Source organism: Sneathiella sp., from assembly GCF_002694385.1.
Lineage (GTDB): Bacteria > Pseudomonadota > Alphaproteobacteria > Sneathiellales > Sneathiellaceae > Sneathiella.
Genome location: NZ_NZMB01000004.1, coordinates 68,662 through 91,602 on the forward strand (window position 1 = coordinate 68,662; position 22,941 = coordinate 91,602).

Consider the following 22,941-nt stretch of genomic DNA (forward strand, 5'->3'; position numbering starts at 1 on the left):
TCATGCGGTTTCTGTTCAAGACGGATTACAATCAGGATATCCGTATCGCGAAGCATTCCGGCTATTACTGGTCCTATGGCGTGCTGCTGCTGCTGGTGCTGGCGGCGCCTCTACTGCTCGACAGCTATTATATCGGCCAGATGACGCAGCTCTATATCGTTGCCATTGCCGGGCTGGGGCTGATGCTGCTCGCGGGGTATACGGGACTGGTCAGCCTTGGTCACGCGGCCTTTTTCGGGATTGGCGCTTATACGGAGGCGGTTCTGACCGGCGCGGGTCTGCAGCTTCCCTTTATGGAGGAACCGCTGGTTTTCTCTTTCGTGGTGGCTATGCCGCTGGCTGCCATATTCGCCGGGATTGCCGGGGTGGTGATCGGCATTCCGGTGCTGCGGCTCACGGGTATCTACCTGGCGATTGCGACCTTCGCCTTCGCCATCGTGATCGAGGAGGTAATGTCGCGCTGGGAAAGCGTGACGAATGGGTATACGGGGTTGCTGGTGGACTCCATCTATATCGGCGATATTGATTTCAGCAGCGGGGAACCTTTCTATTTCCTGTGCCTCGGTTTGCTGATCCTGGTGATCCTGTTTTCCATCAATCTCCTCCGCTCTCCGACCGGGCGGGCAATGATGGCGATCCGGGATTCCGAAATCTCCGCCCAGAGCATGGGCGTCAATCTTGCGCGGGTGAAAACAACGGCCTTTGGTATCAGCGCCGGCATTACCGGCCTTGCGGGCGCCCTGTTTGCGCACAAGCTCGGGTTTCTGTCCCCGGAAAGCTTCACGGTTCTGCAATCGCTGGAATTCCTGGTGCTGGTCGTGGTGGGCGGCATCGGATCGATCCATGGGGCGATTTTCGGGGCGATGTTTGTTCTGGCCCTGCCGCAGGCGCTGGCCATCGCGAAAGATTATGTGCCGCCGGAAATCGGCGAGATGCCGGGGATTGAGCCTTTCATCTTCGGTCTCATTCTGGTTCTGGTCATCATTTTCGAGCCCTATGGCATCTATGGCCGCTGGCTGAAAGTGAAGCATTACTTCCAGATGTTCCCGATTTACAAAAAAGCCACCTTCAAACGTCAGAAGGCCTATATGAAGTCGGAACGGTTGAAATGAGTTTATTTAAAGCGGAAAATCTGGCGATCAATTTCGGCGGCGTGAAGGCGGTCGATGGCGTCAATTTCGAGATTAACAAGGGCGAGTGTTTCACCATCATCGGCCCCAATGGCGCTGGCAAGACGACGATTTTTAATCTGATCAGCCGCATTTATGACAGTACCGAAGGGACAATGACCTTTGACGGACAGGACATCACGCGCCTACCGCCCCACGCCATCGCCAGCCTCGGCATTGCCCGGACATTCCAGAATATCGAGCTGTTCGAACATGCAACGGTGCTGCAAAATCTGCTGGTCGGGCGGCACTGTCATTCGAAGACAGGCCTGTTTTCTGAACTGATGTTCCTGCCGTCGGTGCGCAAGGCGGAGATTGCCCATCGGGAAAAGGTGGAGGAGGTGATCGATTTCCTCGACCTTCAGCATTATCGTGAAAGCCTGATCATGAACCTGCCCTACGGGGTGCGGAAGGTGGTGGAACTCGGCCGTGCATTATGTACGGAGCCGCGGCTTATCCTGCTGGATGAGCCGTCTTCCGGCCTGAATGTAGAGGAAACGCAGGATATGTCCTTCTGGATTGATGATATCAAGAAGGACCTCGGCATCACTGTGCTGATGGTGGAGCATGACATGGGACTGGTCTCGGAAGTTTCCGATCAGGTTCTGGTGCTCAACTACGGCCGCATGCTTGCGCATGGCTCGCCGCAGGAAGTGCAGCGCAACCCCGAAGTCATCAAGGCCTATCTGGGAGAGTAGAGATGAGCGAGACAATCCTGAAAGTCCGCAATATCGAAACCTTCTACGGACCGATCATGGCCATTCGCGGGATTTCCCTGGATGTGCGGCAGGGGCAGATCGTCACGGTGCTTGGCGCCAATGGGGCGGGCAAGACAACGATCCTCAAGACCATTAGCGGAATTATGGATCCGCAAAAAGGCGTGGTCGAATTTGACGGGCATGAAATCCAGAAACGCGATCCGGACTGGGTGATGCGACAGGGGATCAGCCATGTGCCCGAGGGGCGGGAGGTTTTCCCCTTCCTCTCCGTTCATGAAAATCTGATGATGGGCGCCTACACCCGCAGCGACCGGGATGCCATTGCCCGGGATGTGGAACTCGTCCACAGCTATTTCCCGATTTTGAAAGAGCGGGCTTCGCAGCCGGCGGGGCAACTGTCCGGGGGGGAGCAGCAGATGCTCTCCATTAGCCGGGCGTTGATGGCGCGGCCGAAGCTGATGCTGCTGGATGAACCGAGCCTTGGCCTGAGCCCGCGGCTGGTGAAAGAGATTTTCGCGATCATCAAGCGGCTGAATGTGGAGCAGGGCATGACCATGCTGCTGGTGGAGCAGAATGCCAATATCGCCCTGCATACGGCGGACTTTGGCTATGTTCTCGAAGTTGGCCGAATTGTGATGGAGGATACGACGGAAAATCTGCTGCAGAAGGAGGATATCCGGGAGTTTTATCTCGGTATCCAGGATCATGGCGTCCGCGGCAAGCGGCGCTGGAAAAAGCGGAAAACCTGGCGTTAGGAAAGCCTGAGGCTGGAGGATTAGATGAACGCAATGACATATCCCCCGACAGTGATCGATGGTGCGGCGACCACCTGCCAGCTGTTCTGGGCCCGTGTGAAACAGCATGACGGCAAGATTGCCATGCGGGAGAAAAAGCTGGGTATCTGGCAGAGCATTACCTGGGCGGAGTATGGCGCGAGGGCCCGCGCCTGCGGCCTCGGTCTGGTCGCGCTCGGGCTGAAACGGGGAGAGACTGTCTCGATCCTCAGCGATAATAATCCCGAATGGCTGTATCTTGATATGGGCATCCTTGGCGTCGGCGGGGTCAGCAATGGCGTTTATACGACGGACAGCGCCAAGCAGGTGGAGTATCTGTGCCGGGATTCCCAAACCCGTATCTTCGTTGCCGAAAATGAAGAGCAGCTCGACAAAATCCTTGAAGTCCGCGATCGCCTTCCGGGCCTTCTCAAGATCATTGTGCTGGATATGGAAGGTTTGCGGGACTTCCATGATGACATGGTCATCAGCATTGACGAGCTGTACCGCATCGGGGAGGAATATCATCATGCCGCCCCGGACTTCTGGGAAGAACAGATCGCTCTGTCACGACCGGAAGATCTGGCGATCCTGATCTATACGTCCGGGACAACCGGGCCGCCGAAGGGCGCGATGATTTCCCATCGTAACCTGATGTTCCAGATTTCAAACCTGACGGGTTTTATTGATATCGGGCCGGAGGATGAACAGCTGTCCTTCCTGCCACTCTGCCATGTGGCGGAGCGGTCCTTCAGTGTATTCCTACCGCTGTTCGCGGGCTCGATCGTCAATTTTGTTGAGGGGCCGGATACGGTGCCGGAGAATATCCGCGAGGTCTCTCCCACCGTTTTTTTTGCGGTCCCGCGCATTTGGGAGAAATTCTATTCCGCCATCACCCTGCAGTTGAAAGAGGCGACTTCCTTGCAGAAGTGGGCCTATGACCAGGCAATCAGGGCGGGATACAAGCTGGCGGAGCATCGGCTGAATGGCACGACGCCATCAGTGATGGAGAAGGTCAAATTCTGGATTGGGGACCGGCTGGTTCTCAAGAATGTGAAACGCCTGCTCGGTCTGGACCGCGCGCATTATCTGGGGTCCGGCGCCGCACCGATCGCGCCTGCGCTCATCAAATGGTATCTGGCGCTTGGTCTCAATATGTATGAGGTCTATGGCCAGACGGAAAATGCGGGGCTTGCGACCAGCAATCTTCCCCAGCAGTTCAAACTCGGCTCTGTCGGCGTGCCGGTTCCCCATACGGAGGTGCGCATCTCCGACGAAGGGGAGATCCTTCTGAAAGGGCCGCATGTGTTCATGGGATATCTGAATCAGCCGGAAAAAACGGCCGAAACGGTCACGGACGGCTGGTTGCATACGGGGGATGTCGGCTATATCGACAACAGTGGGTTCGTCAAGATAACCGACCGTATGAAAGACATCATCATCACCGCCGGGGGGAAGAACATCACCCCGTCGGAAATTGAAAACCAGCTTAAGTTCAGCCCCTATGTCTCTGATGCGGTCGTTATTGGTGACAAGCGAAAATATCTCACCGCCCTGATCATGATCGACTATGAGAATGTCGAAAAATATGCCCAGGACAGGGATGTCCCCTTCACCAATTTCCAGAGTCTCTGCCGTGCGCAGGAAGTACTCGATCTGATCCGCGATGAAATCGAGAATGTAAACAAGGATTTCGCGCAGGTCGAAACCATCAAGGACTTCAGGCTGATCGAGGAGGTGCTGACGGCAGAGGATGACGAGTTGACGCCGACCATGAAGCTGAAGCGGGCATTCGTCAATCAGAAGTACAAGAGCCTGATTGACACAATGTATGCATGAGATGAATTTCAGGAATTTCTGAATTAGAGTATTATCTTACTATCAGGGAATATAATCGGGAGACTAAAAATGAAACGTAGAAGTTTTTTACATATCTCGCTTGCCGCTGCGGCGACGATGGTGACGGCGCTGGCCGGGTCCGTCGGGATCGCCTTTGCCGATCAGGGAATTCATGATGACAAGCTGGTGCTTGGAACGCATCAACCGTTGTCCGGGCCGGTGGCTCTGTGGGGGGTGCCGGTCACAAACGGCATGCGTATGGCGCTTGAGGAAGTCAATGACAAGGGCGGCGTGAATGGCCGTATGATTGAACTGATCGTTGAAGATACCGCCTATCAGCAGAACAAGGCCGCACAGGCTGGTGACAAGCTGTTGCAGCGGGACAAGGTATTCGCCCTTATCGGTGCGCTGGGGACGCCGCCGAACATGGTGACAATGCCGAAGGCGCTTAAAATGGGGGTGATGAATATTTTCCCTGTGACGGCCGCCAATGAAATGTATGAGCCGCTTCATAAGCTTAAATTTTCGCTTTTCACCCCCTATAGCGACCAGATGCAGGCGGCGGTGAAATATTTTGTCGAGAATAACGGCGTCAAAAAAGTCGGCGTGATCTATCAGGATGATGACTTTGGTAAAAACGTTCTGCTCGGCTGCGAAGAACAGGCCAAGGCGATGGGTCTTCCTCCCGTCGTCAAGACCAACTTCAAGCGTGGGGCGAAAGATTTTTCCTCACAGGTTGCCCAGCTTAAATCCGAAGGGGTGGACATGGTTTGTCTTGGCACCATCATTGGTGAAACGATCGGCAGCGTCGCCACCGCCAAGAAGATTGGTTATGATCCGATCTTCGTCGTAAGTTCGGCAGGGTATGTACCGGAAAATGTCGTTCTTGCCAAAGGGGCGACCGAAGGGCTTTACGGCACCGGTCAATCACCGATCCCCTATTATGATGATGCAACTCCGGAAGTGAAGGCGTGGATCGAGAAATATCGGGCCCGGTTTGATACGGATCCGGTTTTGCAATCCATTGCCGGCTATGAGCTGATGAAAATCTTCCTGGAAGCCGTCGATAAGGCCGGTCGGGATATGACGGCCGAAAAGGTGGCCGACGCGCTGGAAAGCATGACGGATATCCAGAACATGTTTGGCGGTCCTGTCTACAGCTTCTCTGCCGAGGATCATCTGGGTCCGGATGCCCGCAGCAGCGCCACGCTTTACAAGGTTGTCGGCGAGAAATGGGAAAAGGTTGCGCCGATCAGCTACTAAACCGATCCTGATCAACATGAAAAACCCGGCCTTTGCGCCGGGTTTTTTGTTTAGAATATCTGCCTGCTAGCGGGTGTTTTCTTTAACCAGCTCGGCATACAGTTCCCGGATGCGGGTTGTGACGGGGCCCATACCCTCACCGGTGCCGATTTTTTTGCCGTCAATTGAGGCGACCGGCGTCTGGGCGCCGAAAGTGCCGGTCAGAAAGGCTTCCTCCGCCCCATATGCCTGCACCAGGGAATAGTTTCGCTCATAGACCGGGATGTCATTTGCCCGGCAGAGATCTATTACCTTCTGCCGGGTGACGCCGTTCATGCAGTAATCCCCGGTCGAGGTCCAGACCTCCCCTTTGCGGACAATGAAGAAGTTGCAGGCATTCGTCGTGTTGACGAAGCCGTGGGGGTCCAACATCAATGCTTCCTCTGCACCCGCCTGTTCGGCCTGCAGGCAGGCAATGATGCAGTTCAGCTTGGAATGGGAATTGTATTTCGCATCCTGTGACATGGGCAGTCCGCGCACTTGCGGCACGGTGGCAAGCGTAATCCCCTTTGCCTGAAGATGCGAGGCGGGTTTCGAATGCTCCATGATGATGACGACCGTCGGCCCGGATCGCGACAACGCAGGATGCTGAAACGGCTTCACCTTGACACCGCGCGTGATCATCAGGCGGCAGTGAACATCATGGGTCATACCATTGGCGGCCGCTGTTTGGGTGAGGGCGTTGAGAATGCCCGCCCGATCCATGCCGATATCAAGGGAGACGGCCTTGCAGCTTTCGAAGAGGCGATCCATATGCTCGTCGAAAAAGGCCCATTTGCCGTTATAAAGGCGCATGCCTTCCCACATCCCATCGCCAAGCATGAAGCCGGAATCATAGACGGAGACTTTTGCCTCATGGCGCGGCACAATTTCGCCATTCACATAAATGCGAATGTCCCGGTTGCGCGGGTCGTCCTCTGCGTCATGGGTACTCTGCCCGTGTTCTTTCATGCTCTCTCCCCTTAATGACGGATAGGCCGGTTTATACAGGATGCCGGGCGTTGCGTTTTCCGATTTCGGCGTCCAGAAGCTCGAACTCATCATGGATGGTCGAAAGCTTGTCTCTTTCGGATGCGATGATGGCATTGAATATTCGGGTTTTCAGCCCTTCGATCTCCGCCTGTTTTGCGATCCTGAAGTCTTTCGGAATGGCGGAACAGACAATATCGATCATCCGCTCAGCGCCGTGCAGACGGCCCCAGAGATAGTCATTTTCCCGTATCTTGCGGCTAAAAAACCCGGCGAAACCCTCAAAGGCCAGTCCCTTGAGGGTGGCATGCTTGCCGCCTTCCCGTAGGCCTGTCGCATCCAGTGGACTGATCCGGTCGATGCGGATTTCATCAAACTCCCCGATATTGCGCCAGTTGGTGATTGTAAAGGTCAGGACATCCCAATAGGCATAGCCGATATAGGCCAGCAGCAATTCCCGGCGGACAGCAAGATTGGCCGTGGCCCCCACATTGCGGCTCAACAGGTCTTCAATGGCGACACAGCTATGTTCCAGACTCATGCGGCTGCTGAGCCGGGCGATGATATCGTCAAGGGCGGCGAAGCACTCTTCCTCGGTACCGGAAAAAAGCGCTTGGCCCTGGCCCCGGATAATGCCGGTGAGCTCCTTACCGATAAAGCTGCCGTCGTGAAAGGGTTGAAGGGTATCAAGAATTTCATAAAGGCTGCGCTTGACCTTGTTCAGTTCTGTCGCGCTGACCGTTTCAAAGCTGCTTTCCAACTCCGGATAAAGTTGGTTGAGGTTGCGGATCAGGAAGCGGATCCGCCGATCGCGAAAACCGAGATCAAACTGGTCGAGAAAGCGGAGCCAGGCCGGGTAGCTGCCTTCGGGGGCCGGTCCCGCCTGTTCCCGCCGGGTGATTTCCCGCGCGTGCGCCCATAACTTGAATTTCTCTCTGAGTTCATGGGCCTTGCGGGTATCCGGGCTGATTTCCAGGGGCACGCATATCAACTCGAACGCATAATCGAGCGTTGCTTCGATCTTGAGGTCGAGATACCCCTCATAAAAAAGACCGACTTCCCGCATGACGGAGCGATGAGCGCGCTTGCGCGCCTCCCTGACACCCTCGGGTCCGCTGTCCGCCGCCTCTGCTGCGATGGCGTCAACAGTGGCATTGATACGGTCGCGAGCGGATTCAATCATCAGCTTTACCCGCCGCACCCGGTCGTTATAACTTGCAACGAAGGCGAGATCGTCCCGGATCGGCTGGTTGCGTGGCAGGCTGGAAAGGGAGCCGAGCAGCGTATTCAGGAATTTCGGCGCCTCCCGGTTTATATGCGGCGCTTCCTCCCCGGGGTTCGGATCGATATAGATCAACCGTCGGTCGACATTCCGGTAGGCAACCTGATGACGGATGGCGCCAATCGCAGCTGAAAAGGGTTTGTTATCAAGAACGCCGCCATCGATGAAATGGGCGGCTTCCGGATGCGCGCCCTGCTGGAAATAGATGGCGAAATTCTTGCGAAGAAATTCGGTTTTGCCCGGCCAGTCGCGGTTCTTTTGGGTCAGCAGCGCTTCAAGCTCCGCTATGGTCGCGGGGGGGAAGGCGCCAGGGTAGGACGAGGTCGCTCGTGCGGCAAAGATCAGACCAGGAAGGTGGTCCCGATCAAAATCGCTTTTTATGCCGCTTAACCCGCTAATATAGTCATATTTCAGCAGCAGGCGATGTTCCCGCTCATTGACGATGGCCGGGTCATGCAGGCGCAGGGCCTGCTGATGCCCATAAAAATCGGTAACCGTGACGAACAGATGGAGTTGTTGTCCGGAGGGGATCAGGCTGCCGCGCGGGGGATGTCCGCCATCCATATTGTCGATGGAGCGAAAGAACATATCAGAAATGGTCGGGCCATCGAACGGCGGCTGAAACCAGCGGGATCTAAGAAACATGGATACCTTGCGCCGCAATTCTTCATCCGCGGAATAGGCATCCAGCTTTAAGCGGGAAAAGGTATTGATAATGGGGACGAGGATAGCTTTGGACCAGGCGCGGGCGCGCACTTCGTCGGTCATGAAAAATTCCACATCTGCCTCATCCAGCCAGGCGCGTGTCACCGGTTCCAGATCGAGGTCATGAGCAATGGCCCGTGACAGGGTAACGCCGTTGATCCCGCCCGCCGAAGCTCCGGCAACGATATCAACGATGACGCGCAGGTCCATGCGCTCGCCGATCATGCGGAAGAGATCGAAATAAATCTCCTCGCTATCCAGATCATCGGGGCGATCCGGTGCGGTTTCACCATAGCGGGCCGTGGCGCGCGCGCTGATGGAGGGAATGGCGTGGTAAGCCGCAGAGGCCCGCAGCAGTTTCAGAGCTTCCTTCGTGATGCCATGCATATAGATGGCCAGTGACGCTCCGCCATAACAGACCAGCGCGAGACGTAACTCTTTCTCTTTCATGAAACCTCCCATATCCGCTTTGTCATGCTAGCGGATATTACAGCTTCCAGACAGGGGTTCTTTTTTCCAGTCGGCATTCCGTGGCTTTTTTCTTGTCGGATTGCGACAAGTCTGCAAGTTTAATATGAACTGGCATACAACAAAAGAATTTCGAAAAATCAAACGGGGAAACAGGTAAAATCCGAAGCCGAATGGTGTTCTGGGGAATATCATAGCGCCGCCCTCCATGACAGGGGGATCGGCTGCGGTTGCTTGCGGTTCTCCTGTTTTTTGAGGATAAGCAGACAACATTGACTAAAAGCAAAAAGAAAGGTGATCTTAAATGGCGGGTCTTTATTACGAAGAATTTGACGTGGGCATGGAGTTCAAGCATGCCCTGACGCGGACGGTGACGGAAATGGATAATGTCATGTTCTGCGCCATGACGCATAATCCTCAGCCGCTGCATCTGGATGAAGAATTCAGCAAGCAGACGGAATATGGCCAGCGGATTGTCAACAGCCTGTTCACGCTTGGCCTGCTGGTTGGCGTGACGGTTGCTGACACGACGCTTGGCACGACGCTTGGCAATCTCGGGATGACGGACATCCGTTTCAAGAATCCGGTATTTCATGGCGATACCTTGCGTGTCGTAACGCGGATCAAGGAAATGCGGGAAAGCAAATCGCGCCCGACATCCGGCCTGATTGTGTTTGAACACGTTGCCTATAACCAGCGGGATCAGGAAGTGGCCTACTGCCTGCGCACCGCTCTGATGAAGAAAAAATCATGAAGATGTTGCGATCCTGGTTGTTCGTCCCGGGTGATGACGAACGTAAAATGACAAAGGCCGTGGGCGGTGAGGCGGACGCTCTGCTTTTCGATCTTGAAGATGCCGTGGCTGACGAACGGCAGGAAATTGCCCGTCAGATGGTTGCCGATATCCTGACGGCCAATCCGGACCGGTCACGCCAGCAGCTCTGGGTGCGGATCAATCCGCTCGACAGTGAGTTGTCGCTGCCGGACCTTGCCGCAGTCATGCGGGGAAAGCCGGACGGGATCATCCTTCCGAAAACTTACTCAGCGGCGGATGTCAATCGGCTTGGCGATTTTCTCTCGGCGCTGGAAGCGCGGGAAGGCATTGATCAGGGGGCAACCAAAATCCTCTGCGTGGCGACGGAAACGGCCAGTTCTCTTGTGACGTTTGAAAGCTATATTCGCGATGTGACGGATCGGCTGGTCGGCCTCACCTGGGGCGGGGAGGATCTGGCGGCAGCGCTTGGCGCCTCCGATAACCGGCATCCCGTGACCGGAGATTATGACGAACCCTATCTGCTTGCCCGCACATTCACTCTCGCGACGGCGCGGGCGATCGACGCGCAACCGGTCGGCTCCGTGTTCGTTGATTTCCGTAATCTGGAAGGGCTGGAGAAAGAATGCTTGCGGGATCGGCGGATGGGGTATATCGGCAAAATCGCGATCCATCCGGCGCAGGTTCCGATCATCAACCGGGCGTTCAGCCCGAGTGAGGAAGAAATCGCCTATGCGCGGAGGGTGATCGATATTTTTGAGCAGAACCCGGGCCTCGGGACGGTGGGGCTGGATGGCAAAATGCTGGACATGCCGCATCTGAAGCAGGCGCGCAACGTCATTGCCCTGGCCGAGCAGCTGGCGTAACGCCGTAATGAAGATGAAGCCGGGGGAGGAAGAGGTATGTCCATTTCTCCCCCGCTGACGGCACTGTATTAGTCGCCGCCTTGGCCCTGCATATTCCCTGTTTGCGCTTTGCATATAAAGCCCTACACTTGTCCCCCTGTGATATAGATCCCAAACCTCCGGGAGACTGTCGATATGATTGCGTTGCTGATCCTTCTTGGCCTGACAGCCGTTGTCATCCTTTATGTGATCGTTACCTATAATGGTTTCGTCGCCCTGCGGGAGCGGATCCGGGAGGCCTGGAGCGGGATCGATGTGCAGATGAAGCTGCGCTATGACCTGATCCCCAATCTGGTGGAGACGGTTAAAGGATATGCCCGTCATGAAGCGGGCACGCTGGAGGCGGTCACGCGCGCCCGGAGCGAGGCGATGAACAATCAGGGCACTCCCGCCGAACAGGCGAAAACGGAGAGTATGCTGAGCGGCGCGCTTAAATCCCTATTCGCGCTGGCGGAAAGCTATCCGGAACTTAAAGCCAATGAAAATTTCCTTAGCCTGCAAAGCCAACTCGCGGATGTGGAACACAATATTCAGGCGGCGCGGCGCTATTACAACGGCGTAGTGCGGGATAACAATATCAAGATTGACCAGTTTCCGAGTAATCTGGTCGCCGGTATTTTCAGCTTTATAAAGGCGGAGTTTTTTGAGCTTGCCGATGATGAAGAGGCCGCGCGCAAGCCGGTGGATGTCAAGTTTGACTGACAGAGGGACAAGCGGGCGCAGGAGGGCCAACCTGTTGCGACGATATCAAAAGGGTATCCTTCTTCTTGTTGCCGAGCTGTTGTTCTCACTGTTGCCCGGCCCTGCGATGGCAACGGAATATATCCGCAATTTTACCAGTGATATCCGTGTGCATGCGGACAGTAGCCTGACGATCCGGGAGCGGATCTTGGTGATCAGCGAACAGCGGGAAATCCGCCGGGGAATCTATCGTGATTTTCCAACAGATTATCCGGACGGGGCGGGGAATACCTATCGTGTCACGTTCGAGGTGGAAAGCGTCATCCGGGATGGCCGGGCGGAACCCTATCATACGGAGCGGCAATCGAACGGCGTCAGGCTCTATATCGGGAATAAGGATACGCTTCTGCCCGCCGGGCCGCATGAGTATGTGATCACCTATACCACCACCCGGCAAGTTGGTCATTTTGACGGGTTTGATGAAATTTACTGGAATGCGACCGGCAATGGCTGGGTTTTTCCGATTGAACAGGCGGATGCCCGTGTTCATTTGCCGCCCGGGGCCTCGGTTCTTCAGTATATGGCCTATACCGGCTATCAGGGGCAGGCGGGAAAAGATTATCGCACCCGGGATATTGACGGCGGAATAGCCTTTGAAACGAGCCGCCCGCTGGCCGCGAATGAAGGGCTGACTATTGCCGTCTCCTGGCCGGAAGGGTTAGTTGAACGCCCCTCATCAATGGAAAAACTGGGCTATCTGGTCGGTGATAACCGTATCCTGATTACCGGCGGGATCGGAATTATATTACTGCTGATATATTATCTGGCAGTATGGGGGCGTGTGGGCCGCGATCCGGCGCCGGGCACGATAATTCCCCTGTTTGAGCCGCCGGCCGGATATTCCCCGGCGGCCATGCGCTATATCGGGAAAATGGGCTTTGATGATAAAACCTTTGCGGCGGCCCTTCTCAGCATGGCAGTAAAAGGCTTCCTCACAATCGAGGAGGATAAGCTCGGTGTTTATAGTTTGCACAAGACGGGTCGGAAGGCGCCTCTCTCCCTTGGGGAGAGGGCAGTCGCACGACATCTTTTTGCAGGTTCCCGCGATACAATCGAGATGAAGAAGGCTAATCATGCGAAAATCAGGGCCGCGCGGGACAGTTTGAAAGACTGGCTCCGAACCGAATATGAACAGGCCTATTTCAATCACAACCGCAGGCATTTTTATCCCGGTGTTGGCATTTCAATCGCCATTTTCGCACTTATGCTGATATCGGCACGGGATCCGGCGGGGGCCCTGTTTTTGTCCGTCTGGCTCGCTTTCTGGACTGTGGGTGTTTATTTCATCGTCCGTGTCGCCATGCGTTCCTGGAGTAATTTTCTGACCGGCCGCAATCCGGTATTTGGCATAAGCGCAGTGGCCCTGACGGTCATGGCGGTGCCGTTCCTGGGCGGGGAAGTGGCCGGGCTGGCTTTTCTGGCGGAGACGCTGTCCTTTGGCGGCGCGTTGATCTTTCTCGGCGTTCAACTCATTAATCTGTTCTTTTACCATCTTCTGAAAGCGCCGACCCGGCTGGGTCGGCAGGTGATGGATAAATTCGCGGGCTTTGCTGATTTTCTAAGCGTGACGGAAAAGGACCGTATGAATTTCTTTAATCCGCCGGAGCGAACGCCGGAGCTGTTCGAACGCTTCCTGCCTTATGCCATCGCGCTGGATGTAGAAAATAAATGGGCGGACCAGTTTACAAAGACTTTTGCAGATGTGCATTTAGAACCGGGTAACGCGTCTGGCTATCGCCCCGGCTGGTATCATGGCCAGGGGTTCAGCCCATCCAACTTGAGCGGTTTTTCCTCGGCTCTTGGCAGCGGTTTTGCCGGTGCCATCTCATCGGCCGCAACGGCCCCCGGCAGCCGGGGTGGATCGCGCGGGGGTGGTTCTTCCGGCGGCGGTGGCGGCGGAGGAGGGGGAGGTGGCTGGTAATCTCACCCCTGCCGTCTGTATTTGAGGGACCGGCATTGCCGGAAACGGTTTCATGAAGGAGGATGCAATGAAACGACAGCCGCAAAATCCTGCCCCGGATGATGCCCGGGCCCGCCGTGCTGTGAGGCCGGTTATTGTCTATCCGGTTGAAACTTTGCCAATACCGGACATGGCAGAGTATTTCGCGGCGCGTGAGGAGCTCACTGTCGTCGATGAATTGATCGTGCCGCCGCGGGATGCCGTTTGCTTTCATGTGCCTGCCGGACATTTCTTCCGCATCCTGAGCGTGGAGGGTCCGCAGGTCGGGGATTTGAACCTGTGGAATACCCATGATCTGAAGGAGCGGTTTTTCAGCGGCAAGACGCGTGCGCTTCACGGCACTCATCTCAGTACGGGCGATCAGCTGTGGAGCAACCTGCCCTTCTTGCGCCCGCTTGCAACCATCACTCACGATACGCTTGACTGGTATGGTTGGGATGAAGACGGCGGCGGTGTGCATGATGTGATCGGCACTCGCTGCGATCCTTATACCAATGCAATCCTGGGCGGGGAGGAATATCATCACTGCTGCCATTCCAACCTGATCCGGGCTTTGGCGTCGGAAACCGGCCTCTCCTATGCGGAGGCGGAACCCCATGTCCATGATGTACTGAATGTCTTCATGTGTACGGGCTTTACGAAAGATACGCATCAGTATTTTATGAAGGGCAGCCCCGTTCGGCCAGGCGATTATCTTGAGTTTTTTGCTGAAATTGATCTGTTGGGCGCGCTGTCCACCTGTCCCGGCGGGGATTGCAGCAGCGGTCATTCAAGTGACGCGGCCACGTGCCATCCTTTGAAGGTCGAAATACTACGCCCGCTTGCGGGGCCGCCAAAAGGCTGGCAACCGGCGAAGGTATCTCCCTATTCGGGCCGACATCATTCTGGCGGCGGGATATAGTTCATTCAGCTTCTTGCGGCGGCAAGGATGGCGCGACCGGATTTAGCGTGACGGGCCGCATGAGTTCCTTTCGCAATGCCAAGCGTTTTGACAATATCCCTGCATAGAAGAGCCGTTTCCGGTTTGTCAGCGGCTGGTGTCGCTTGTAACAACGCCTCAAGGGCGGTTGCTGCCATGCGGCATTGCTGGTGAAAGCCGAGATGCAGTTCCAGCAGAGGCTGCACATCCTCTTTTGCGGCATCTGCCATGGCGGCAAGATGGGCGGCTATGACAGACAGACCCTGAAGCTGCGTTGCAATGGCGCCGATCTCCCCAGCCTGCTCGTCGTTGGCCACAGTGGCAATATCCGTAAGGACGGCGACCATGGAGCCGACCAGCCCGCCAGCACCTGCCGCATCTTCAATCGCGCGCATCCTAAGAGAGGTTCTGTTGAAAGCCTCCCCTTCCTCTCCGATCATATGAGTCGCCGGGATACGGCAGTTCTGCATCCGGATGCCGCCATGGGGGCAGGGGTGCAGGAAGTCGATTTTCACGCCTGCAGTTTTTTCAAACCCTTCCGTTGCCGCCGGGATGAGCAGGGCGCTGAATTTCTTTTGGCCATTAGTCTCCCCTGTGATGGCCAGTGTGACGAAATAATCGGCAATAGGACCGTTTGTCAGATATGTCTTTTCACCCGTGACGACAAACTCATCTCCGTCCCGCCGGGCGGTGGTTTTCAGATGCTTCGGATGGGCGCCTGCGCCCGGTTCCGATATGGCAACCGCGATGGTCTTATCGCCCGATGCCAGCTCCGGCAGCAGGCGCTGTTTAAGCCCGTCCGGCGCATCCCCGGCGATGTGCAGTTTCACTGTTAGCCAATGGGCCATGAAGGTCATGGTCATGCCGGGCACGCCGCCATAGCGGTTGAGGATTTGCGCCGCCTGCGACAGCGTTCTGTAATCTGCATCGAGGCCGCCGAACTCTGCGGGCGCAGAAAGGGCCGCAAGCCCACTCCCGGCAAAGGCGTTCCAGATATCCGCGGGGAAATCCGGGGAACTTATCAGCTCTTCCCGCCTGGGGGCGATCTGGTCTCTGGCAAATGCGGCCACGGCGTTGAGGGCGCCGGATGGATCGGCAAACTGTGGGTTCACGAGAGGTCTCCTTCTGTCATTGACCAGACGTGCCGCCGGGTCTTGCCTCCTTGCCGACAGGATAGCCGGAATGCCTGCAAAAGAAAATCCGCAACATATGGTCAGCAGTATTCATAATTAACCGGTTAAGGTAAATTTACGAATTTTGCCTGCCAATTATTCATAATTATTGTTTCAAACCGGGCCTTCCGGGGGCAATGTCGGCGGGGCGAAGGCCCTCGCTAAGGATATCTTCCGGTGTCTCCCGGTCAAGGAGAAGGGCGGCGGCAAGGCGGGCCAGGGCAGGCGCACTCTGGATGCCATAACCGCCCTGACCGGCCAGCCAGAAGAAGTCGGGAGCCTTGTCATCGAACCCGCAAACGGGATTTTTGTCCGCCACAAAACTGCGCAGGCCTGCCCATTTATTTTCAATTCTGCGAACCGAGAGGTCAAAGGCCCTCTCAATCCTGTCGATACATATGGCGATATCCAGTTCTTCCGGCTGGGCATCACCGGGCGGGGCCGGGGTTTCATCGGCGGGCGAGATCAACAGGCGCCCGGCGTCCGGTTTGAGATAAAACTCTTCGTCAATATCAATGATCATGGGCCATTTATCCGGATTGAGGCCCGCTGGCGCAGCAATCATCATGGCTGTCCGTCGTTTGGGGATCAGACCGATGGTCGAGGCACCCGCCATGGCTCCGATTTCATCGGCCCAGGCCCCTGCGGCATTGACAATTCGGCTGGCGGTAAAGTTTTCATTATTCGCTGTTACATGCCATTGGCCCTGATGATGTTCAAGGGCCGTCGCTGGGGCATTCAGCAGGATTGTTCCGCCATTTCCCCGCAGCATTCGGAGATACCCTTGGTGCAGGGCATGGACATCAATATCGCTCACCCGTGAGTTGGCAAATCCGCCCGCGGCATATCCTTTTCGCAGAAGTGGCATCCGGGATTCAATCTCCGAAGCTGTCAATATCTGCATATCAGTCGTATCGGACAGGTCTTCCTGCATCTGATGGAGCGTCGCCATCTGATCTTGCCGTGCGATCATCAAAACGCCGCGGGGTGACAGCAGTCTGTGATCGGTAAAACCGAGGGGCGGATTGTGATAGAAGGCGGCTGAAGCGCGGGTCAGGGCGCGGATGGGCGCTGGGCCATAGGTATCCACAAATGCCGCCGCCGAACGGCCGGTGGTGTGATAGCCGGGCTGGCTTTCCATCTCGATAAGCAGCACCGATGCTTCTTTCGAGACCTCCGCCGCGAGGGAGGCTCCGGCAATTCCTGCGCCGATGATGGCGACATCATATGATTTTCCCGGTGACATTTTCTTACCGTGTCTTGTTCATTGGTGTTGTGCAATATGCCATTTTCATTGCCCTCTTGCCATGCTGCGCGCATCCAGCACGGCCCGCGCCCAGTCCGCGGGCTTTTCCTGCGGCAGATTATGTCCCGCGTCTTTAAAAATCCGGTACTCAAAGGGGCCTTTGAAATGCCGCGCCTGCTTCGCGGTCATGCCGCCAACGCCGCTCGCATCACCGTCGATGGCAATGGTTGGCACATGAATGTCGGGCTGTGCGGCAAGCCGTTCTTCAATTTCGGCGACGCCCGGATCTCCGGGAACAAGGCCAAATCGATGACGATAGGAATGGATGACAACCTCTACAAAGTTCGGATTGTCGAAAGCGGCTGCCGATTTCTCAAATGTTTCCTCATCAAAGGCCCAGAGGGGAGACCACATTTCCCATAGCAGCCGTGTGATATCCTGGCGGTTTTTCTCAAGGCCGCGTTCCCCGCGTTCGGAATGGAAATAATACTGATACCAGAAAGATGCCTCTATCTTCGCGGGCGCAGGCTCCATGGCGCGGGCAATATTCTGAATGTTATAGGAATTCGCGCTGACAAGGGCGGTAACACGCTCCGGCCAGAGGGCGGCGACGATGCAACAGGCCCGGCCGCCCCAGTCATATCCTGCAAGCAGGGCTTTTTCGAGATTGAGGGCGTCCATCAGGCTGATCAGGTCAAAACCAAGGGCAGCCTGTTCGCCTGATCGGGGCGTCTCGGGGTTCAGAAACCGCGTGCCGCCATATCCCCGAAGGTAAGGCACAATGACCCGTGCGCCTTTCTCCGCAAGAAGGGGAGCCACTTCCGCATAGGCATGAACATCATAAGGAAAGCCGTGGTTGAGAATGATCGGCCATCCATCCGGCGTCCCATACTCCAGATAGGCAATATCGAGCACGCCCGCTTTTACTGTCCTGTATTGCATGAAATCCTGCCTCCTCATCTTGACATATTTGGCGGTCATCCTTGCTTCTTCCGGTAGACGGACGCCCTGCAAATGATTATTCTAATATTGCGGAAACGATGGCGGCAAGGAGAAGCAAACAAAAATGCCCGCCATTTCCGGCTTTCAGGAGGAGGCAAGCATGAATTTCGATGTCAAACCGATTGACGCAACATTTGGCGCTTATGTTACCGGGCTGGATCTCAGGTCTCTCGATGAGAAAGATTTTGCCGATCTTTATAACTGCTGGCTGAAATACTCGCTGCTGGTCTTTCCGGGACAGCATTTGACGACCGAAGAGCAGGTGACTTTCGCCAAGCGTTTCGGGAAGATGGAGTTTGATTTGTCGCCGATCAGTAATGTCGACAAGGACGGCAGTGTCGTTAAATCCGATGAAAAAGACGTGGTAAAAATGCTGAAAGGCAATATGGGCTGGCATCAGGACAGCACCTATATGCCGGTGCAGGCAAAAGGAGCCGTTTTCAGCGCTCACGTCGTTCCCTCCAAGGGCGGGGAGACGGGGTGGGCAGATCTGACGGCTGCCTATGAAGCGCTGGATGATGCAACAAAGGAAAAAATCAAGGATCTGAAAGCCTACCATTCCTTGCATTACAGCCAGCAGAAGATGGGATTTCGCCAGAAAGACGGTTATGGCCTTCATGGTGATGCGCCGCCGTTGCGCCCCCTCGTCAAGGTTCATCCCGAGACGGGCCGGACATGCTTGACCATCGGCCGTCATGCTTATGGCATTCCGGGGCTGAGCGATGCGGAATCCGAGACGCTGCTGGAGGAACTGGTGAATTTTACGGTCCAACCGCCGCGTATTTATCATCACCACTGGGAAGCCGGAGATAGTGTCATCTGGGATAACCGCTGTCTGCTGCATCAGGCAACGCCATGGGATATGAATGAGCCCCGGGTGATGTATCATTCGCGCATCGCCGGTGATCCGAAAAGCGAATTTGCGGAGAGTGTATCCGCCGCCTAGCTTGCGGATAACCCCTGCATCAGCGCCACTTGCCGGAGTGACCGGACTTGCCTTTTGCCTGTGCCCGTGTAAATGGATAGGTATCGCGGGGGAAGTCCATGGCGGGTACAAAGAAAGTTATGTTTTATCGGCGGCCGCTATTCTGGGTCATTATAATCCCGCTGATCCTGCTGGCGGGCATCCTGACGTTCCGTCTCCCCCTTCTGGAAGCGGTGGGCAAGACGGGGCTTTCCCTTGCCGGTTTTGAGGATGCCTCCCTCAACATTTCCGAAGTTTCGAGCGGTCAGGCGGTTATCCGCGAGTTATCCCTTGGCAGGCAGGTTGTCCTTCGCGACATGATTGTCCGATATGATCCACTGGATCTGCTGCGTGGACAAATTGCCGCCATCGATATTGGTGATCTTGAGCTTGATCTCTCCAACCCGGAGGCAGGGGTGATTGCCCGCTTTAGAGAACTGGCCCAAGCGGGAGAGGAGAGCAAGCCCTCTGGCGGTGAAGGTCCCTTTCCTGCCATATATCTTGAGCGTGGGCGGGTGGTTTATGACAACGGCGGACGCTTTGTTGAGGCGGATATAGCGGGCGCCCTGACGCCAGATATGGCGTTACAGGGCGAGGCAACGATCACAGTCCGCGTTGAAGCTGATGCGGGGGCCATCCTGTTGCAGGATATGCGGATTACACTGGATGGTGATCTGAACAGCCTGACTGGTCATGCTGACATCTTGGGCGGTGAACTGCGTCAGGATAGGGAAACACCCGACTGGCAGCCTTTCCGCCTGTCCGGAAAGGCTGAACTCAAAGAGGGGCTGTTTGCCGGGCAGCTGTCTGTGGCGACCCTTGATGACCGCGATCTTCTCTCCCTTGAAGGCCGGTATGATCTGGCTACGGCATCTGGGCAGGGACATTTTTCGCTTGTTGATCTTACATTTCGCAAGGCGGGGTTTCAACCTTCTGACCTGACCCATCATGCGGATGTGCTCCCCTCCTTTGATGGCATCCTGAATGTAATGGCAAGGGTGGAAATGACGGATGGGCATGCCCACTATGAGCTGGAGGCTGCAATGACGGATTTTTCCATGGCCGTATCAGACGGCATGGTCATCTCGGAAAAACTGCCGATCCGCCTTACTGGGGAATATGTCATGGATGAGCTTCAGCAACAGGCGGAGATAACGCTGCCTGAAAGCAATCTGGAGATGACCTATCAGGGGCGTCGCTATGCGCTGCAAGCCTTTCAGGCGAAGGTGGGGGTGCGAAATTTTGGAGCGGAACTGGATATCCAAAATTTCGAAGGGGTCCTCGCAGACGTCGCGGAGCAGCCGGATTTCACGCCACTGGCATTCACGGTGAATGGCAGGATGGAGACGGATCGACAGCTTGAGATTATTGGCAGCATATCAAACCCTGCTGCGAAAATAACAGTTGATGCATCGGGCTGGTTCAATCTGCCGAAGGGAAATGGCGCGGCCACCTTCACCCTGCCGGAGACTAAAATCGGTAAGGGCGGGGTCAATCCGGTAGCGATCTCCCGCCATCTGGCCGAGAGCGGCAAGGCTATCTCAGGCGCTATCAAGGGGGATATCGGCCTGCAACGACAAGAAGACGGTCGCTTGCTTCTCTCGTCCCTCAAGGCGACGGTGCAGAATGGCGGATGGCGGCAGGGGGATGTGGCGCTTTCCGGCGTTTCTTTTGAGCTCACCGGGCAGGAAGGATCCGCCGACCAAATTCTGGCAGGCGCATTGAGTGGCCGGATTTCTGATATAGAGGCCAGCGGGCAGAAATTCTCAATCCCTTCCCTAGCCGCAGCATTCACCCTGACCCTCGATAATCTTTTGCCGGGCAGCACAGGGCAGCTTGACCTTACCGAGTTGCATATAAAACCGGGAGAGGGGGCAATCTTTCGGGAAGAACAACGTCTGACGGGCAAGGCTTCCTTTGCGGAAAACGATGTACGCTTTACGGCGGACGTCTCTTCCGGATTGCTTGGCACCTCCTATGTGAAAATGAAGGGGCATCACTCCCTCGCCACAGGACGAGGGGAGGCCGGAGTAATGATTGCCCCCCTTCTCTTTGCAAAGGATGGTTTGCAGCCGATGGATTTGTTCAACCTGGCGCTGGACATGGCGCTGGAAGGGCAGGTTGCTCCATCAGCGAAGATCGCGTGGTCCGCAGATCGCGTCAATGGATCGGCGGAGTTGTCCCTTGATGGGCTGTCGGCGAAGCTGCCGGGGGGAGAAATAACCGGCATAGAAGGGGACGTGCATATTGACGAGTTGTTTCCTCTCACAATTTCAAAGGCGCAGGAGATCAGAGCCCGTCTTGCATCTGCGGGAATTCCGCTAAACTCTCCGTTTATCCGCTTTCGTCTGCTGACAGAAAATGAAAACCCGGTGCTGTATATTGACCGGATGACGGTCGGCCTTGTCGGCGGGAGTGCCATCGTTGAGGACGCAAAAATTGATACTGGCGCGGAAACAAACCGGCTGGATGTGCGGCTCAGCAGCCTTGACCTGAAAGAAGTGATGGCGCTTAGTAGTGTGGAGGATGTGGTTGCAACAGGACATGTTAGTGGTCGGATACCACTGATATTTGGTGGCGAACGGCTGATCGTCGAGAATGGAGAGCTTGCGGCCGACGGGCCGGGCGTTCTCAAGATGTCATCTGCCGCAGCCCGTCAGGCGCTGGGAAGCGGTGGGGAGCAGGCAAAGCTGGTCCTGGATATTCTGGAAAATTTTCAGTATTCCGACCTGTCCATTGCAATTTTAAAGACGGAATCCGGCGTAGACACCGTTAAACTACATGCAGCGGGAAGTAATCCGGAGGTGGAAAACAATCGTCCCGTTGTTCTGAATATCAATCTGGAGACAAGCCTTGACAAGATCTTCAATGCAGTGCTCGATGGCTATCTCTTGTCGGAAAAAGCGCTCCGTGCTACCGTCAGGGGCCGGTAATTTGGGTGAAGGAAATTTTGTGGAAAGATCTATTCTCCTGACGATTTCGACGGCAGTGGCGCTTGTTTTGGCCGTTGCCGCCTGTACGCCAACTGTCAAGGTTGAGGCGCCACCCGAACCGATCACCATCAATCTCAATATCAAACTGGATGCCGAAGTCCGTCTCAAGATTGAGGAACAGGCGAAAGATGATATTAACAATAATCCGGGACTATTCTGATATGACTAATGGCATGAAGAACCGGCATTTCAGCCGCCGGACATTTTTAATGGGTGGGGTGCTCGCTCTGGGTGCGGGTCTTGTTCTGCCGCTTTTTCCGACATCCGCATTTGCGGACCAGCTCGACAGTCTGCGCGCATCCGGCGCTGTCGGAGAGGCGTTTGATGGCTATGCACGAGCGCGGGATGCCTCCGCCAATGCTTTTGTCAAACAGCTCAACGATCAGCGGCGCGGCATCTATGCGAAGCGCGCCGCAGCGCAAGGGGTGAGTGCGGATCAGGTCGGCCGTGTCTATGCGGAGCAGATTATCCAGAAAGCGCCGAAAGGCACCTGGTTGTTGCGCGAAAACGGGCAGTGGGTGCAGAAATAGGGCAGATTATTCTTTCCCGCCCGTACCGGCATGCCGTACTTTCCGAAAACGAAAGTCACAAACGCCGTCACCCTTCATGCAGGTTTTCTCGCGTTTGAGCTCCAGCCCGAGCCCTTCGGCGAGCGCAAAGTCACAATTGCAGATGAGCAGGGGGCCGAGATCGCGGGCGCCCATGTCTTCCATCATGCGGGNATAGGCGCAGCGATGAACATCGACATGGAACTCATCGTCCGTCTTTTTCAGAACGTCAAACTCGAACTCCACACCGATTCCGAAAGAGGCAAATTCCGCCGCCAGCATGTCAATCGTCATGGGAGTTTGCTCTGCGCGTTCTTCTGAAATCCGACGGTTCCGGTCATCAAGCGTCTTGCGGATAAGGGCATGTGCCCGTTCCCGTCCAAGTTCCTGTTCCATGGCACGAACGAGGGGGATTTGCGCCTCTACGGTGAGTTGGATACGCTGAAACGGCGTAATATCAATTTCTTCCGTCATTATTCCCCTAGTCTGTCAT

Annotated in this window: 20 protein-coding genes; 14 read left to right on the plus strand and 6 right to left on the minus strand. The window is 55.7% G+C overall.

Annotated features, from left to right (window positions below; translation table 11 throughout):
- The first annotated feature begins 2 nt into the window (after positions 1-2).
- From CMN55_RS01090 to CMN55_RS01110, 5 genes are all read left to right on the plus strand, one after another.
- A complete protein-coding gene (locus CMN55_RS01090) occupies positions 3-1,112 on the plus strand; it encodes a branched-chain amino acid ABC transporter permease (RefSeq protein ID WP_293947667.1) in 1,110 nt (369 codons plus the stop codon).
- Positions 1,109-1,867: an ABC transporter ATP-binding protein gene (locus CMN55_RS01095; RefSeq protein WP_293947668.1), complete on the plus strand. Its 759-nt coding sequence runs from the start codon at positions 1,109-1,111 to the stop codon at positions 1,865-1,867. Before CMN55_RS01090 ends, CMN55_RS01095 begins: the two co-directional genes overlap by 4 nt.
- Before the next feature lie 2 nt (positions 1,868-1,869).
- A complete protein-coding gene (locus CMN55_RS01100) occupies positions 1,870-2,643 on the plus strand; it encodes an ABC transporter ATP-binding protein (protein WP_293947670.1) in 774 nt (257 codons plus the stop codon).
- A gap of 24 nt (positions 2,644-2,667) precedes the next feature.
- The gene (locus CMN55_RS01105) at positions 2,668-4,500 is read left to right on the plus strand and encodes an AMP-dependent synthetase/ligase (RefSeq protein ID WP_293947671.1); all 1,833 of its coding nucleotides are present in this window, start codon (positions 2,668-2,670) and stop codon (positions 4,498-4,500) included.
- Between the two features lie 69 nt (positions 4,501-4,569).
- On the plus strand, positions 4,570-5,763 hold the full coding sequence (locus CMN55_RS01110) for an ABC transporter substrate-binding protein (protein ID WP_293947673.1): 1,194 nt from the start codon (positions 4,570-4,572) through the stop codon (positions 5,761-5,763).
- Positions 5,764-5,829: 66 nt separating this feature from the next.
- On the opposite strand, the gene CMN55_RS01115 is transcribed toward CMN55_RS01110, so the two are convergent.
- Together CMN55_RS01115 and CMN55_RS01120 are read right to left on the minus strand one after the other, a co-directional pair.
- Complete coding sequence (locus CMN55_RS01115; RefSeq protein ID WP_293947674.1) at positions 5,830-6,753, minus strand: aminotransferase class IV; 924 nt, start codon at positions 6,751-6,753, stop codon at positions 5,830-5,832.
- A gap of 31 nt (positions 6,754-6,784) precedes the next feature.
- Positions 6,785-9,208 (minus strand): patatin-like protein, encoded by a 2,424-nt coding sequence (locus tag CMN55_RS01120; protein WP_293947676.1) that lies wholly within the window; start codon positions 9,206-9,208, stop codon positions 6,785-6,787.
- Positions 9,209-9,530: 322 nt separating this feature from the next.
- Between CMN55_RS01120 and CMN55_RS01125 the strand changes: the two genes are divergently transcribed.
- From CMN55_RS01125 to CMN55_RS01145, 5 genes are all read left to right on the plus strand, one after another.
- Positions 9,531-9,980, plus strand: a complete 450-nt coding sequence (locus CMN55_RS01125; RefSeq protein WP_293947677.1) for a MaoC family dehydratase — start codon at positions 9,531-9,533, stop codon at positions 9,978-9,980.
- Positions 9,977-10,864, plus strand: a complete 888-nt coding sequence (locus CMN55_RS01130; protein WP_293947678.1) for an HpcH/HpaI aldolase/citrate lyase family protein — start codon at positions 9,977-9,979, stop codon at positions 10,862-10,864. The genes CMN55_RS01125 and CMN55_RS01130 overlap by 4 nt, the downstream gene beginning before the upstream one ends.
- A gap of 174 nt (positions 10,865-11,038) precedes the next feature.
- Positions 11,039-11,605, plus strand: coding sequence for a LemA family protein (locus tag CMN55_RS01135; protein ID WP_293947679.1), 567 nt, complete (start codon positions 11,039-11,041; stop codon positions 11,603-11,605).
- A 34-nt stretch (positions 11,606-11,639) separates the two neighbouring features.
- Positions 11,640-13,565, plus strand: coding sequence for a DUF2207 domain-containing protein (locus CMN55_RS01140; RefSeq protein ID WP_293947680.1), 1,926 nt, complete (start codon positions 11,640-11,642; stop codon positions 13,563-13,565).
- 67 nt (positions 13,566-13,632) lie between these two features.
- A complete protein-coding gene (locus tag CMN55_RS01145) occupies positions 13,633-14,505 on the plus strand; it encodes an urea carboxylase-associated family protein (protein ID WP_293947681.1) in 873 nt (290 codons plus the stop codon).
- Between the two features lie 5 nt (positions 14,506-14,510).
- Here CMN55_RS01145 and CMN55_RS01150 read toward each other — a convergent pair whose 3' ends face one another.
- The 3 genes from CMN55_RS01150 to CMN55_RS01160 all read right to left on the minus strand — a co-directional run bounded on the left by CMN55_RS01150 (position 14,511) and on the right by CMN55_RS01160 (position 17,883).
- On the minus strand, positions 14,511-15,635 hold the full coding sequence (locus tag CMN55_RS01150; protein ID WP_293947682.1) for an acyl-CoA dehydrogenase family protein: 1,125 nt from the start codon (positions 15,633-15,635) through the stop codon (positions 14,511-14,513).
- Between the two features lie 166 nt (positions 15,636-15,801).
- A complete protein-coding gene (locus CMN55_RS01155; protein ID WP_293947683.1) occupies positions 15,802-16,941 on the minus strand; it encodes an NAD(P)/FAD-dependent oxidoreductase in 1,140 nt (379 codons plus the stop codon).
- Between the two features lie 45 nt (positions 16,942-16,986).
- The gene (locus tag CMN55_RS01160; protein ID WP_293947685.1) at positions 16,987-17,883 is read right to left on the minus strand and encodes an alpha/beta fold hydrolase; all 897 of its coding nucleotides are present in this window, start codon (positions 17,881-17,883) and stop codon (positions 16,987-16,989) included.
- A gap of 124 nt (positions 17,884-18,007) precedes the next feature.
- Between CMN55_RS01160 and CMN55_RS01165 the strand changes: the two genes are divergently transcribed.
- The 4 genes from CMN55_RS01165 (at position 18,008) to CMN55_RS01180 (ending at position 22,430) form a co-directional block, all read left to right on the plus strand.
- Positions 18,008-18,889 (plus strand): TauD/TfdA dioxygenase family protein, encoded by an 882-nt coding sequence (locus CMN55_RS01165; RefSeq protein WP_293947686.1) that lies wholly within the window; start codon positions 18,008-18,010, stop codon positions 18,887-18,889.
- A gap of 98 nt (positions 18,890-18,987) precedes the next feature.
- Positions 18,988-21,840: an intermembrane phospholipid transport protein YdbH family protein gene (locus CMN55_RS01170; protein ID WP_293947687.1), complete on the plus strand. Its 2,853-nt coding sequence runs from the start codon at positions 18,988-18,990 to the stop codon at positions 21,838-21,840.
- 19 nt (positions 21,841-21,859) lie between these two features.
- Positions 21,860-22,060, plus strand: a complete 201-nt coding sequence (locus CMN55_RS01175) for a YnbE family lipoprotein (protein ID WP_293947688.1) — start codon at positions 21,860-21,862, stop codon at positions 22,058-22,060.
- A gap of 1 nt (position 22,061) precedes the next feature.
- Positions 22,062-22,430, plus strand: coding sequence for a YdbL family probable chaperone protein (locus CMN55_RS01180; protein ID WP_293947689.1), 369 nt, complete (start codon positions 22,062-22,064; stop codon positions 22,428-22,430).
- A 6-nt stretch (positions 22,431-22,436) separates the two neighbouring features.
- Here CMN55_RS01180 and CMN55_RS01185 read toward each other — a convergent pair whose 3' ends face one another.
- A complete protein-coding gene (locus tag CMN55_RS01185; RefSeq protein ID WP_293947690.1) occupies positions 22,437-22,922 on the minus strand; it encodes an L-2-amino-thiazoline-4-carboxylic acid hydrolase in 486 nt (161 codons plus the stop codon).
- Positions 22,923-22,941 lie beyond the last annotated feature (19 nt).

Bases quoted from the DNA above. Each gene is read 5' to 3' on its own strand.
- CMN55_RS01095 (WP_293947668.1), top strand. From the start codon at position 1,109: ATGAGTTTATTTAAAGCGGAAAATCTGGCGATCAATTTCGGCGGCGTG.
- CMN55_RS01170 (WP_293947687.1), top strand. From the start codon at position 18,988: ATGGCGGGTACAAAGAAAGTTATGTTTTATCGGCGGCCGCTATTCTGG.
- CMN55_RS01165 (WP_293947686.1), top strand. From the start codon at position 18,008: ATGCCCGCCATTTCCGGCTTTCAGGAGGAGGCAAGCATGAATTTCGAT.
- CMN55_RS01135 (WP_293947679.1), top strand. From the start codon at position 11,039: ATGATTGCGTTGCTGATCCTTCTTGGCCTGACAGCCGTTGTCATCCTT.
- CMN55_RS01160 (WP_293947685.1), bottom strand. From the start codon at position 17,883: ATGCAATACAGGACAGTAAAAGCGGGCGTGCTCGATATTGCCTATCTG.
- CMN55_RS01115 (WP_293947674.1), bottom strand. From the start codon at position 6,753: ATGAAAGAACACGGGCAGAGTACCCATGACGCAGAGGACGACCCGCGC.
- CMN55_RS01090 (WP_293947667.1), top strand. From the start codon at position 3: ATGCGGTTTCTGTTCAAGACGGATTACAATCAGGATATCCGTATCGCG.
- CMN55_RS01125 (WP_293947677.1), top strand. From the start codon at position 9,531: ATGGCGGGTCTTTATTACGAAGAATTTGACGTGGGCATGGAGTTCAAG.
- CMN55_RS01100 (WP_293947670.1), top strand. From the start codon at position 1,870: ATGAGCGAGACAATCCTGAAAGTCCGCAATATCGAAACCTTCTACGGA.
- CMN55_RS01105 (WP_293947671.1), top strand. From the start codon at position 2,668: ATGAACGCAATGACATATCCCCCGACAGTGATCGATGGTGCGGCGACC.
- CMN55_RS01155 (WP_293947683.1), bottom strand. From the start codon at position 16,941: ATGTCACCGGGAAAATCATATGATGTCGCCATCATCGGCGCAGGAATT.
- CMN55_RS01145 (WP_293947681.1), top strand. From the start codon at position 13,633: ATGAAACGACAGCCGCAAAATCCTGCCCCGGATGATGCCCGGGCCCGC.
- CMN55_RS01180 (WP_293947689.1), top strand. From the start codon at position 22,062: ATGACTAATGGCATGAAGAACCGGCATTTCAGCCGCCGGACATTTTTA.
- CMN55_RS01130 (WP_293947678.1), top strand. From the start codon at position 9,977: ATGAAGATGTTGCGATCCTGGTTGTTCGTCCCGGGTGATGACGAACGT.
- CMN55_RS01110 (WP_293947673.1), top strand. From the start codon at position 4,570: ATGAAACGTAGAAGTTTTTTACATATCTCGCTTGCCGCTGCGGCGACG.
- CMN55_RS01120 (WP_293947676.1), bottom strand. From the start codon at position 9,208: ATGAAAGAGAAAGAGTTACGTCTCGCGCTGGTCTGTTATGGCGGAGCG.